Annotated in this window: 13 protein-coding genes and 1 pseudogene; 8 read left to right on the top strand and 6 right to left on the bottom strand. The window is 61.4% G+C overall.

Translation table 11 applies throughout. The annotated features are described in order from the left end of the window. Nucleotides 1-284 precede the first annotated feature (284 nt). Nucleotides 285-1,466 carry a two-component system response regulator RssB gene (gene rssB / locus DKB71_RS09785; RefSeq protein ID WP_274077055.1) on the top strand — a complete coding sequence of 394 codons (1,182 nt, stop codon included), beginning with the start codon at nt 285-287 and terminating at the stop codon, nt 1,464-1,466. Further along, nucleotides 1,466-1,948, top strand: a complete 483-nt coding sequence (gene rssC / locus DKB71_RS09790; RefSeq protein WP_274077054.1) for an anti-sigma factor antagonist RssC — start codon at nt 1,466-1,468, stop codon at nt 1,946-1,948. The genes rssB and rssC overlap by 1 nt, the downstream gene beginning before the upstream one ends. Before the next feature lie 197 nt (nt 1,949-2,145). Here rssC and tal read toward each other — a convergent pair whose 3' ends face one another. From tal to DKB71_RS09805, 3 genes and pseudogenes are all read right to left on the bottom strand, one after another. Further along, nucleotides 2,146-3,072 carry a transaldolase gene (gene tal, locus DKB71_RS09795; RefSeq protein WP_274077052.1) on the bottom strand — a complete coding sequence of 309 codons (927 nt, stop codon included), beginning with the start codon at nt 3,070-3,072 and terminating at the stop codon, nt 2,146-2,148. Between the two features lie 315 nt (nt 3,073-3,387). Then, the gene (locus DKB71_RS09800; protein WP_408601072.1) at nt 3,388-4,143 is read right to left on the bottom strand and encodes a methyl-accepting chemotaxis protein; all 756 of its coding nucleotides are present in this window, start codon (nt 4,141-4,143) and stop codon (nt 3,388-3,390) included. A gap of 102 nt (nt 4,144-4,245) precedes the next feature. Then, nucleotides 4,246-5,535: pseudogene (locus DKB71_RS09805) on the bottom strand (HAMP domain-containing protein); the annotation flags it as partial. A gap of 210 nt (nt 5,536-5,745) precedes the next feature. Between DKB71_RS09805 and DKB71_RS09810 the strand changes: the two are divergent. Further along, nucleotides 5,746-7,062, top strand: a complete 1,317-nt coding sequence (locus tag DKB71_RS09810; RefSeq protein WP_323627543.1) for a Na+/H+ antiporter NhaC family protein — start codon at nt 5,746-5,748, stop codon at nt 7,060-7,062. A gap of 61 nt (nt 7,063-7,123) precedes the next feature. On the opposite strand, the gene DKB71_RS09815 is transcribed toward DKB71_RS09810, so the two are convergent. Further along, nucleotides 7,124-8,056: a LysR family transcriptional regulator gene (locus DKB71_RS09815; protein ID WP_408600202.1), complete on the bottom strand. Its 933-nt coding sequence runs from the start codon at nt 8,054-8,056 to the stop codon at nt 7,124-7,126. 112 nt (nt 8,057-8,168) lie between these two features. Between DKB71_RS09815 and DKB71_RS09820 the strand changes: the two genes are divergently transcribed. The 3 genes from DKB71_RS09820 to DKB71_RS09830 all read left to right on the top strand — a co-directional run bounded on the left by DKB71_RS09820 (nt 8,169) and on the right by DKB71_RS09830 (nt 9,374). Continuing rightward, nucleotides 8,169-8,663, top strand: a complete 495-nt coding sequence (locus DKB71_RS09820) for a DMT family transporter (RefSeq protein WP_408600203.1) — start codon at nt 8,169-8,171, stop codon at nt 8,661-8,663. Next, entirely contained in the window at nt 8,663-9,121 is a 459-nt protein-coding gene (locus tag DKB71_RS09825; RefSeq protein WP_323627545.1) for a DMT family transporter, read from the top strand. Before DKB71_RS09820 ends, DKB71_RS09825 begins: the two co-directional genes overlap by 1 nt. A gap of 91 nt (nt 9,122-9,212) precedes the next feature. Then, a complete protein-coding gene (locus tag DKB71_RS09830; RefSeq protein WP_408600204.1) occupies nt 9,213-9,374 on the top strand; it encodes a metallothionein in 162 nt (53 codons plus the stop codon). A gap of 24 nt (nt 9,375-9,398) precedes the next feature. Here DKB71_RS09830 and DKB71_RS09835 read toward each other — a convergent pair whose 3' ends face one another. Next, nucleotides 9,399-9,671: a hypothetical protein gene (locus tag DKB71_RS09835; RefSeq protein WP_274077045.1), complete on the bottom strand. Its 273-nt coding sequence runs from the start codon at nt 9,669-9,671 to the stop codon at nt 9,399-9,401. A gap of 32 nt (nt 9,672-9,703) precedes the next feature. Beyond that, complete coding sequence (locus DKB71_RS09840) at nt 9,704-9,931, bottom strand: DUF6555 family protein (protein ID WP_020799440.1); 228 nt, start codon at nt 9,929-9,931, stop codon at nt 9,704-9,706. 166 nt (nt 9,932-10,097) lie between these two features. Between DKB71_RS09840 and selD the strand changes: the two genes are divergently transcribed. Then, the gene (gene selD, locus DKB71_RS09845) at nt 10,098-11,132 is read left to right on the top strand and encodes a selenide, water dikinase SelD (protein WP_323627546.1); all 1,035 of its coding nucleotides are present in this window, start codon (nt 10,098-10,100) and stop codon (nt 11,130-11,132) included. Continuing rightward, nucleotides 11,132-12,235 carry a tRNA 2-selenouridine(34) synthase MnmH gene (gene mnmH / locus DKB71_RS09850; RefSeq protein WP_408600205.1) on the top strand — a complete coding sequence of 368 codons (1,104 nt, stop codon included), beginning with the start codon at nt 11,132-11,134 and terminating at the stop codon, nt 12,233-12,235. The genes selD and mnmH overlap by 1 nt, the downstream gene beginning before the upstream one ends. Nucleotides 12,236-12,292: the final 57 nt, after the last annotated feature.

Here is a 12,292-nt window from a genome sequence, read left to right on the forward strand (position 1 = left end):
TTTTATTGCCCTGAACGACCTTTCATTGGGTTTCGGTTTTGCAGGTTCTTATAACTCCCGGTGATTTGAAAAGTCTCGTCGCCAAGAGACCATCGGCGTGAGCTTGAAACGCCTCGCGGATGGGAGTACCGTCTGCGCCTTAGAAGGGCACCTCTGGTGGACCTGTGAGTCGGGTAAACGCTCGAAAACAGTGCAGCAGAGAGGCTAGAAAGCGAATCCAGTAGTCTGAGCCGGGCGAAAATCCGAGCCGCTACGCCAACCTAATTCTGGCGCCGTTTGCCCACATGCCAAAAACCAGTGCCACGCTGCTGATAATCGATGATGACGAAGTAGTGCGCGCGAGCCTCGCGGCCTATTTGGAAGACAGTGGTTTCAGCGTCTTGCAGGCCAGCAATGGCCAGCAGGGTCTTCAGGTATTCGAGCAAGACAAGCCCGACCTGGTCATCTGCGATCTGCGCATGCCACAGATGGGCGGTCTCGAACTCATCCGTCAAGTCACCGAGCTGTCACCGCAAACACCGGTGATCGTGGTGTCGGGTGCCGGCGTCATGAACGACGCGGTCGAGGCCCTGCGCCTGGGCGCAGCGGATTACCTGATCAAGCCTCTCGAAGATCTGGCCGTGCTCGAGCACTCGGTGCGTCGGGCCCTGGATCGCGCACGTCTGCTGGTGGAAAACCAGCGCTACCGCGAGAAGCTGGAAAAGGCCAACCGCGAGCTCGCCGCCAGCCTGAACCTGCTCCAGGAAGACCAGAACGCCGGTCGCCAGGTGCAGATGAACATGCTGCCGGTCAGCCCCTGGACCATCGACGATTTCAAGTTTGCCCACCAGATCATCCCGTCGCTGTACCTGTCGGGTGATTTTGTCGACTATTTCCGGGTCGACGAGCGCCGGGTAGCGTTCTACCTGGCGGACGTTTCCGGGCATGGCGCCTCTTCAGCCTTCGTCACCGTGCTGTTGAAATTCATGACCACGCGCCTGTTGTTCGAGTCCAAGCGCAACGGCACCTTGCCGGAATTCAAGCCGTCTGAAGTGCTTGGGCATATCAACCGGGGCCTGATCAGTTGTAAGCTGGGCAAACACGTCACAATGGTCGGTGGAGTCATCGACGAGGAGACAGGTTTGTTGACCTATAGCATCGGTGGTCATTTGCCGTTGCCTGTGTTGTACACACCCGACAGTGTTCGTTACCTGGAAGGGCGTGGTCTGCCGGTAGGCCTCTTCAATGAAGCTACCTACGAGGATCACGTGCTGGAATTGCCGCCGACGTTCAGCCTGACGCTGATGTCTGATGGCATTCTGGACCTTTTGCCGGAACCCACACTCAAAGAAAAAGAGGCTGCCTTGCCCGAACGGGTCAAGGCGGCGGGCGGCAGCCTGGATGGCCTGCGGCAGGTTTTTGGATTGGCCACGCTAGGGGAGATGCCGGATGATATCGCCCTGTTGGTGTTGAGCAGGAATCTTTGATGAGTACCGGTAGAATCCAGTTCGCCGAGCAGGACGGCACCTTTGTCCTGAAATTCGTCGGTGAAGTTCGCCTGACCCTGTGTTCGGCGTTGGATGCAACTATTGAGCGGATCTTCACCGCGTTGAATTTCAACGCGATCGTGATCGACCTGACCGAAACCCGCAGCATCGACAGCACCACTCTGGGCCTGCTGGCCAAACTGTCGATCCTGTCGCGGCAGAAGGTCGGACTGCTGCCAACCGTTGTCACCACCCATGAAGACATCACCCGTCTGTTGCAGTCGATGGGGTTCGAGCAGGTGTTCAACATCGTCGACCAGCCGGTGCCATGCCCGGAATGCCTGGACGACCTGCCTGATCAGGATCAGTCGGAGGAGGTGGTGCGGATCAAGGTGCTGGAAGCGCACAAGATCCTCATGGGCTTGAACGACTCCAACCGTGAAGCCTTTCATGACCTGGTGAATGCTTTGGAGCGTCACTGATCCCTTAGAGGGATGTTGGCCGGGCTGGCCTCATCGCCAGCAGGCTGGCTCCCACATTGGATCTGTTGCGTGAACAAATCCCCCTGTAGGAGCTGGCTTGCCAGCGAAGGCGTCCGCAAGAACACCTCACTCGATCAGGACGCACAAAAAAGGGCGAACCCACCAAGGTTCGCCCTTTTTGCATTACGCGATGCAGATCACAACTTGGCCTGCAACAACGCCTCCAGCTTCTCCTGGTCCCGTGCGAATTGACGAATACCCTCGGCCAGTTTCTCGGTGGCCATGGCGTCTTCGTTGGACAGCCAGCGGAATTGCGCTTCATTGAGGTTCAGGCGCGCTTCACCGGCGCTGCCCGGCGCCAGTTTACGCTCCAGCTTGCCGGTGTCCGCCGCCAGCTTGTCGATCAGGTCGGGGCTGATGGTCAGGCGGTCGCAACCGGCCAGTTGCTCGATCTGGCCGAGGTTGCGGAAGCTCGCGCCCATGACCACGGTCTTGTAGTCATTGGCCTTGTAGTAGTTGTAGATGCGCGTCACCGACTGCACGCCCGGATCATCGGCGCCGACGTAGTCGTTACCGTTGGCTTTCTTGTACCAGTCGTAGATGCGGCCCACGAACGGCGAAATCAGGAACACCCCGGCGTCGGCGCAGGCAGCCGCCTGGGCAAACGAGAACAGCAGGGTCAGGTTGGTCTGGATGCCTTCCTTTTCCAGGATCTCGGCAGCGCGGATGCCTTCCCAGGTGGAGGCGATCTTGATCAGCACCCGGTCGCGGCCGATACCGGCGTTTTCGTACAGCTCGATCAGACGGTGCGCTCGCTTGAGTACGGCGTCAGTGTCGAACGACAGGCGCGCATCCACTTCGGTGGAAATACGGCCGGGAATCACCTTGAGGATTTCCTGCCCCACCGCGACGCCAAAACGGTCGCTGGCCAGGCCCACATCGCCCTTGCAGTCGGCGACGCAAGCGTTGAGCAGTTCGGCATAAGCAGGAATGGCCGCTGCCTTGAGCAGCAGGGAAGGGTTGGTGGTGGCGTCCACGGGCTTGACGCGAGCGATTGCTTCGAAGTCGCCGGTGTCGGCAACCACGGTGGTCATCTGTTTGAGTTGTTCCAGCTTGGAAGTCATGGGCGTGCTCTGTCCTATGGGTCTGATGACATTACCCGAGCGCTGAGAGCCACTCAAGGGCATGTATGTGTATCGATGGCCCCAGGGGCAACAACCGCAAAACGGCTGTTTGAATGGCGGGGCGCGGTATCGGTAGATAGGATGCCGAAACGCCGCGCAGGTTCCGGGCAACTGACCGGGTGTGCATCTTATGTACGATAGATAGACCTGTGGGAGCGGGCTTGCTCGCGAATGCGGTGTGTCAGTCGATACTCATGTTGACTGACACACCGCATTCGCGAGCAAGCCCGCTCCCACATTGGATGTGTGTATGGGTTAAACGCGGAACTGATCCATCAGGCTCTGCTGTTGATTGGCCAGGCGATTGAGCGACTGGCTCACCCGCGCCGACTCGTTGGCTTGCCCCGACAGCGACTCGGTGACGTCGCGGATGGTCGCCACATTGTGGTTGATTTCCTCGGCCACGGCACTTTGCTCTTCGGCGGCGCTGGCGATCTGCAGGTTCATGTCGCTGATCACGGTGACCGCGTCGCCGATCTGCTGCAGCGCCGTCACGGCCTGACCAACCTGTTCGACGCTGTCCTGGGCCTGGCGGTGGCTGTTGCCCATCGAACCGACCACGTCCTGAGTGCCGCTTTGCAGTTGTTCGATCACCACGCGGGTTTCTTCGACCGACTCCTGGGTGCGGCGCGCCAGGTTGCGCACTTCATCGGCCACCACGGCAAAACCGCGCCCGGCTTCACCGGCCCGGGCGGCTTCGATGGCGGCATTGAGGGCCAGCAGGTTGGTCTGTTCGGCAATGGCGCGGATCACTTCCAGCACCGAACCGATTTTCTCGCTGTTGGCCGCCAGGCCTTCGACCTGGACCATCGCCGCGCTCATGTCGGCGGCGAGGTTGTCGATGCTCGCGGTGGTGCGGTCGATCACGGTCAGGCCCTGGCGAGTGGCCTGATCGGCATCGCGCGCCGCCTGTGCCGCTTGGGCGGCGCTGCGGGCGACGTCCTGGGCGGTGGCACTCATTTCGTGGGAGGCGGTCGCGACCTGGTCCACCTGACGGTATTGCTGCTCCATGCCGGCGCTGGTCTGGGTGGCAATGGCAGAGGACTGGTCCGCGGTGCCGCGGGCGTCCTGCACCGAGCGTTTGACCTCGGCGATGATCGGTTGCAGCTTGTCGAGGAAACGGTTGAACCAGCCCGCCAGTTGGCCCAGTTCATCCTGTTTGTCATAGGCCAGGCGGCGGGTCAGGTCACCTTCACCGCTGGCGATGTCCTGGAGCATGTGCGCCACGCCGAGGATCGGCCGGGTCACGCTGCGGGCCATCAGCCACACCAGCAGCAAGCCGATCAGTGCGGCGAGGATGCCCAGGCCGAGTTCGGTCAGGGTGCCGGCGGTGTTGCTGTCATCCAGTTGCTTTTTCAGGGTCTCGGCCGGGCCGACCAGGACTTTTTCCGGCACGTCGAGCAGCACGCCCCAGGCTTTGCCGCCGGGAATCGGCTGGAATGGCGCCAGCACTTTCAATTGCTGATTATTGTGCAGGCTGGAGGTCGTGCTGCTGGCGGCGAGCATGCGCATCAGCTCGGCGCCGGTGCGGGTGTCCACGGCTTCCAGGCGCTGGCTGAGTTTGCTGGCATCGGCACTGTAACCGGCGAGCAGGCCGGCCGGGCTGACGATGCTGACGCTGGTCTGGCCGTCGTAGAGCTTCTCGCTCGCGCTCTGGCTGATCGCCTGCAGGCTGTTGAGGTTGATGTCCACCGACAGCGAAGCGATGACCTTGCCGTTGACCATCAACGGGAACACGATGCTGGTCATCAGCACGTTCTGGCCGTCGATCACATAGAAGTACGGCTCGATCACGCAAGGCGTGAGGCGCGCGCGCGGGCAGGTGAACCAGGCGTTGGCCGGTTCGCCGCTGGGGCCGGTGCGGGTGTCGGCCATGTCGCTTTCAGGCAGCGCCATGGAGGTCACCTTGCCCGGTGTCGGCTGCGACCAATAGAGGGCGAAACGGCCCTTGTCGTTGCTCCCCAGCTCCGCCTGGCCGCTGAACAGTTCGTCCTTGCCGTCCAGGGCGTTGGGTTCGAACACCAGGGACAGGCCGAGCAGGTCGGGGTTGGCTTGCAGTGCCGACTTGACCTGGCGGGTCAGGTCTTCGCGCAGGTCGAAGGCATCGAGGAAGCGTTTTTCCGCCTGGTCGCGCAGGAACAGCACCTGGCGCGAGAAACCATGGCCATATTGATAGGCGTCCATGAACTGCTGGCGGATCATCAGCGCCTGGTTTTCACCCTGGGACTCGATCCGCGCCTGGGCCGCTTCGGTCAGCATCTCCATGCTCGAGGCTTTCACCAGCGCGGAACTGTGCTCCATGCGATACAGCGAAAGACCCACCAGCAGGGTCACGATGCCCGCCAGGCACAGGCCGGCCAACAGGGTGATTTTCCATTGAATGGAAAGTTGTCTGAGCGACATGGAGGCGTCCTTATTCGATAAATATCTGCGACTTTGCTCTGTAACGGCCTGAAGGCAGCTTTCTTGAGCCAAAACTTGTCGCTTGAGGCTTGCAGCTTGCAGCGGCTTCCTTCAAAGTGCGCGCCCTCTAATAAAACCTGTTCCTTTATCCGCTGGCGGCTCTCGCAGACTGCCGGCCGGACTCTTTTCGCTTGCCCAGAGGTAACGACAATGAATGCAGTAATTGCCGCGGTCGGCATCATGCTGATACTCAGCCTGTCCCGCGTGCATGTGGTCATCGCGCTGATCGTAGGGGCGCTGGTGGGGGGGCTGACCGGTGGCCTTGGCATCGACGCGACCCTCAAGGCGTTCAACAGCGGCTTGGGCGGTGGGGCGACGGTGGCGTTGTCCTATGCGTTGCTCGGCGCGTTTGCGGTGGCGATTGCCAAGTCCGGCCTGGCCCATGCCCTGGCTGACAAGGCCCTGGCAATGGTCGATCGCCAACATGCCAATGGCGGTGGCCAGGTCAAATGGCTGCTGATCGGCCTGTTGTGGGTCGTGGCCATCGCGTCCCAGAACATCCTGCCGATCCATATCGCGTTCATTCCGCTGCTGGTGCCGCCGCTTTTGTATGTGCTGACCAAGCTGCAGCTCGATCGCCGGTTGATCGCCTGCGTCATGACCTTCGGCCTGATCACCCCGTACATGTTCCTGCCGGTGGGCTTCGGCAACATTTTCCTGAATGAAATCCTCCTGGCCAACGTCGCCCGCAGCGGCGTCGATATCAGCGGCATCAACGTGACTCACGCCATGGGTATCCCGGCGCTGGGCATGGTGGTAGGCCTGCTGATCGCGTTTGTCAGTTACCGCAAGAAGCGCGTCTACGACCTGGCAAAGATCGAACAGGTCGAGCAGGTTGCGGTGCAGTACAACCCGCTGAGCCTGATGGTTGCCGGCGTGGCCATTGCCGCGGCGTTCATCATCCAGCTGCTGCTGGATTCGATGATCATCGGCGCGTTGGTGGGTTTCCTGATTTTTTCGGCGTCGGGCATCGTCAAGTGGCGTGACACCGATGAGCTGTTCACCGAAGGCATGAAGATGATGGCGATGATCGGCTTCATCATGATCGCCGCGTCCGGCTTTGGCGAAGTGATCAAGGCCACCGGAGAAGTACAGACGCTGGTCGAAACCTCGGCCTCGTGGATCGGCCACAGCAAGGCCGTCGGCGCCTTGCTGATGTTGCTGGTCGGGCTGTTGGTGACCATGGGCATCGGTTCGTCGTTTTCCACGGTGCCGATCCTGGCGGTGATTTTCGTCCCCTTGTGCGTGCAGCTGGGCTTCAGCCCGATCGCCATCGTCTGTATCGTCGGCACCGCGGGTGCATTGGGCGACGCCGGTTCGCCGGCTTCGGATTCGACTCTTGGGCCGACTTCAGGCTTGAACATCGACGGCCAGCATCACCACATCTGGGACACCGTGGTCCCGACTTTCCTGCACTACAACCTGCCGTTGCTGGTGTTTGGCTGGATTGCGGCGATGGTGCTCTGATTTCACATACGGCAGCGATGGCGGCATAACGGCCGCCATCGCATCGCCAGCAAGCCGGCTCCTACAGGTCCCAATACGGCACTTCGCCAAAGCATTCGACAAAAAAGTCGATCACCGTCCTGACCTTCACCGACAGGCGTCGGCTGCCGGGCCAGAGCACGGCGATCTGCTGCGGCTCGAGACTGTTGGACACCTGATAGTCCCCCAGCACCGGCACCAGCGTGCCGTTGCGCACGGCCTCGCCGATCAACCACGACGGAAACATCACCAGCCCCAGGCCCTGCTCGGCGGCCTGGGTCAGGGTGTCGGCGTGGTTGCCGGTGATCGGCCCTTTCACCGTATAGGGTGTCCAGGGCAATTGGCCTTTGCGGAAAAACCAGCGCTGCAGGCCTGACACGCCTTTGTAGGCCAGGCATTGATGAACAGCGAGATCGTCTGGATGTTGTGGCGTGCCGTGGCGTTGCAGGTACGCCGGGCTCGCCGCGACCTGAAAGCGATGGGGCGCGAGGATCCGCCCCTGCATGCTGGAGTCATGCATTGGGCCAATGCGAAACAGCAGATCGGCGCCTTCCTGTAACGCCGAGACATAGCTGTCGGTCTGCTGAATGTCCAGTTGCAGTTTGGGATAGCGCGCACACAACTGCCCCAGCCACGGCGTCAAATGCCGCTGGCCGAACACCACCGGCGCGTTGATCCGTACCAGTCCGCTGGGCTCGCTTTGCTGTTCCTGCAGCGCCTGTTCGGCTTCCTCCAGTTGCACCAGCACCAGTCGCGCGTGTTCACCCAGCAATCGCCCGGCCTCGGTGGGCGTGACGGCGCGTGTGTGGCGATAAAGCAATTGCTGGCCCAGGGCCTGTTCCATCAATTGGATCTGGCGGGAAATCGAAGAGGGCGCCAGGCCCTCGCGGCGGGCGACTTCGGAAAAGCTGCCCTGATCGAGCACCGCGACAAACAGCCGAAGTGCCTTGAATCCCAGTTCGTTGAGGCCGTGCATGGTCAGTCCTGCTGTGCGAATTGCGCAAAAGTGTTATCCGGATGCTCCCATTTATCGCACAGCACTGCCAATCGATAATGCGCGCCATGTTTCCATGAACGGAGTTTTATCGATGCAGTCTTCCTCTCTCGACAACGTGGGTGCTTCAACGGCACCGAGCACCCGGCCAGGGTTGCGGCTATTGCTGCTGCCCCTGGTGATCCTGGCGGGCATGGGCCTGTCCGTGGAGGCCGGTTTGCTCGGGCCGTTGGGCGTTCAGGTCGGTCACCTGTGGGCGACCTTGAGCATTTTTGGCGTCGGCTCGGCGATTCTGTTTTTCCTGTTGCTGCTCAGCGGCCCGCGACAGGGCCCGGCGCTGAGCGAGTTACCGCGCTGGCAATTGATCGGCGGATTTCTCGGGCCGATCTATGTCGTTGTACTGACACTGGCAACACCGCACATCGGTATCGCGATGACCATGATCGCCATCCTGTCCGGGCAGGTCGGCAAAAGTGTGCTGATCGACCATTTCGGCTGGTTCGGCACCACTCGCAAGAAGGTCAACGCTGAACGCTGGCTGGCCTTGCTGCTGATTGTCGCGGCACTTGTCCTGATTGCACGGGGTTGATGATGAGTCTGATTATTTTGTTGGCAGTGGTCGTGGCGGCCGGGGCGATCCTGAGTGTGCAGGCGGCGATCAACGGGCGTCTGGGGGAAACGGTCGGGGTGTTGCGCAGCAGCTTGCTGACCTTCGTGGTGGGCGCGGTGCTGACCGGGTTGCTTATCGTGTTTTTTGAACCGGCCCACGCCGTGAGCCTGCTGGACGTGCCGAAGTGGCAGCTCAGCGGGGCGCTGTTTGGCGTGGTCTACATGATGGTCATGGTCGGTGCGGTGCCGCGGGTGGGTACGGCGGTGGCGACGGTGGCGGTGATCGTCGGGCAACTGGGGATGGGGATGCTGATCGATAATTTTGGCTGGCTGGGCAACCCGGCGATCGAGTTATCGGGGAGCCGGGTGTTGGCGATGGTGCTGTTGGGGCTGGCCCTGGTGTTCATGTACCGCAGCAGCAGTCGGGTTGCGGGTTGAACGGTCAGGTGTCCGCTTGATCAACTCCTACACTGGTACAACGGGTTGCTGATGCGGCCCGCCGACGACCACTGCCCAAGGAGTCAGCGCCATGACCGATGAAAAAAGTGACTGTGACTGTCCGAAATGCAACTGCAAGCTCGGTGAACATCCGATCGTGCGCCACGGCAAGCATTACTGCTGTGAAGCCTGTGCCAAGCACCACGAGCACGGCGAAGAGTGCGCCCATAAAGGCTGCAAGTGCGCCCACTGACACTTGCAGCACGGGACGTGGGGCCTAGTCGGGCTCCACTTCCAGTTTCAGGCTGTCGTCGTCAAGCCGTTCGCTGTGGCGCACGGTGCCGGCGAGGCGTCGTCCATCGACCCTCACCACCACCGTCTTGGCCTGCTCCAGGTCTTCCGGCAATGGCGCTGGAACGCGGATCGCGAAGCGCATTGGATCATCTTCGACCTGTTCCAGGCCGACCCGGCATTCGGTGCTCTTGGTGATGCGGCCGAACAACGTATCCAGACCGTAGTCCAGATGTGCAGGGCTGCTGACGAGTGTCATTTACTGATCCCCCAATCCTAAGCGCTGCCGGGCTAACCGGCCGGGCGCCACTTGACGTTTTCCACGCCGAATTTTTCCGCCATCGGTTTGCTGGTCTTCTGCACTTTTTCGCGGCCGAAGCGAGGGATACGTCCGACCCCCGCGTCGCAGCTTGCCCAATGCCATGCCTCCGCGTTGTCCATTTTGTCCAGACGGATGATGAACGACTTGGGGACGCCATGAAGAGTGTATTCAATGACGAACAGTTTTGCGTTGTTCATAGAGCCTTTCTTCCTCCCTGTGTACATAGAGGGATCGTTGGGCGATAAGAAAATTCATTCGGATTGGCGGACGGTGAGTTCATGACCGCTTCGCGAGCCGGCTCACTGCCACAGAGGCAGCGGCCGCTCTGCTAGAATCGGCCCCATTGACCCCATGAGGTGCCCTATGAGCGAACCGATTCGCCTGACCCAATACAGCCATGGCGCTGGTTGCGGCTGCAAGATTTCTCCCCAGGTGCTGGAAGTGATTCTGGCCGGCAGCGGTGCGCAGAATCTTGATCCGAAACTCTGGGTCGGCAATGCCTCGCGCGACGATGCGGCGGTGTATGCCATCGATGCAGAGCGCGGCGTGGTATCGACCACCGACTTCTTCATGCCGATCGTCGACGATCCTTTCGATTTCGGCCGTATTGCCGCCACCAATGCCATCAGCGACATCTACGCCATGGGCGGCGATCCGTTGATGGCGATCGCGATCCTCGGCTGGCCGGTCAACGTCTTGGCGCCGGAGATTGCCCGGGAAGTGATTCGCGGCGGGCGCGCGGTGTGCGATGAGGCCGGGATTCCCCTGGCCGGCGGGCATTCGATCGACGCACCGGAGCCGATCTTCGGCCTGGCCGTTACGGGGCTCGTGGAAAAGCGCCACATGAAGCGCAACGACACGGCCACGGCCGGCTGCCTGTTGTACCTGACCAAACCCCTGGGCATCGGCGTGCTGACCACGGCTGAGAAGAAAGGCAAATTACGCAACGCCGATATCGGCCTGGCCCGGGACTGGATGTGCACCCTGAACAAACCCGGCAGCCGTTTCGGCAAGCTCGAGGGCGTGACGGCGATGACCGATGTCACCGGTTTCGGCCTGCTCGGGCACCTGGTCGAAATGGCCGACGGCAGCGGCCTCACCGCGCGCATCGGGTATGACCGGGTACCGCGCTTGCCGGGCGTCGAGTATTACCTCGACCAGGGCTGCGTGCCGGGCGGCACACTGCGCAATTACGACAGCTACGCCAGCAAGGTCGGGCGCCTCCAGGAACTGCACAAGCGAGTGCTGTGCGACCCGCAAACCAGCGGTGGCCTGCTGATCGCCGTGACGCCTGAAGGCAACGCCGAGTTTCTAGCGGTCGCTGCCGAACTGGGGCTGGACCTGGCGCCGATCGGCGAACTGGTGGAGCGACAGAGCCACGCGGTCGAGGTGTCCTGATGCCTGTCGACTGCACCGATTACCGCGACATTTTTCTCAGCGATCGACCGATGATGGATGCCCGTGCACCGGTCGAGTTTCTCAAGGGCGCGTTCCCCGGCGTGGTCAACCTGCCGCTGATGAACGATCTGGAACGGCAACGGATTGGCACCTGCTACAAGCAACAAGGCCAGCAGGCGGCGATCGAGCTGGGCCATCAATTAGTGTCCGGCGCCATCAAGGCCGAGCGCATCCAGGCTTGGGCGGATTTTGCCCGGGCCCATCCTGATGGCCTGTTGTATTGCTTCCGTGGTGGATTGCGCTCGCAGATCGTCCAGCAATGGCTCAAGGACGAGGCGGGCATCGACTATCCGCGGGTGGGCGGCGGCTACAAGGCCCTGCGTACCTTCCTCCTGGAAACCATGGACCAGGCCGTCTCCCAGTGCGATTTCGTGTTACTGGGCGGCATGACCGGCACCGGTAAAACCGACGTGCTCACGCAACTGGACAACGGCCTGGACCTCGAGGGGCATGCCAACCATCGCGGTTCCAGTTTCGGCAAACGCGTCACTGGCCAGCCGTCCAACATCGACTTTGAAAACTGCCTGGCGGTGGACGTGTTGAAAAAACGCGCCCGCGGCATCGAACAGTTCGTGCTCGAAGACGAGAGCCGCGCGGTCGGCAGTTGCGCGCTGCCACTGCCGTTGTACCAGGGCATGCAGCAGTTTCCGATGGTATGGCTCGAAGACAGCCTGCACGGGCGAGTCGAGCGGATCCTGCGCGATTACGTGGTGGATTTGTGTGCCGAGTTCATCGGTGCCCATGGCGAGGAAGGTTTTACGCTGTTTTCCGAGCGTTTGCTGGCGAGCCTGAACAATGTGCGCAAACGCCTGGGCGGTGAACGGCACCAGCGGATGCTGATCCTGATGGAAGACGCGCTGGCCGAACAGGGGCGCAGTGGTGCGGTGGATTTGCACCGGGCGTGGATCGAAGGGTTGCTGGTGGAGTATTACGACCCGATGTACGTCTTTCAGCGGGAGAAGAAAGGGGCGCGGATCGAGTTTGCGGGGGAGCGGGAGGCGGTGTTGGCGTATCTGCGCGAGCGGGGTGGTCGGCGCGGGTGAGGGTGGTTTTGCCGGCCCTATCGCGAGCAAGCTCGCTCCCACGGTAGATCTTCAGTG

It is taken from the genome of Pseudomonas sp. PLMAX (assembly GCF_046042685.1).
GTDB lineage: Bacteria > Pseudomonadota > Gammaproteobacteria > Pseudomonadales > Pseudomonadaceae > Aquipseudomonas > Aquipseudomonas putida_AE.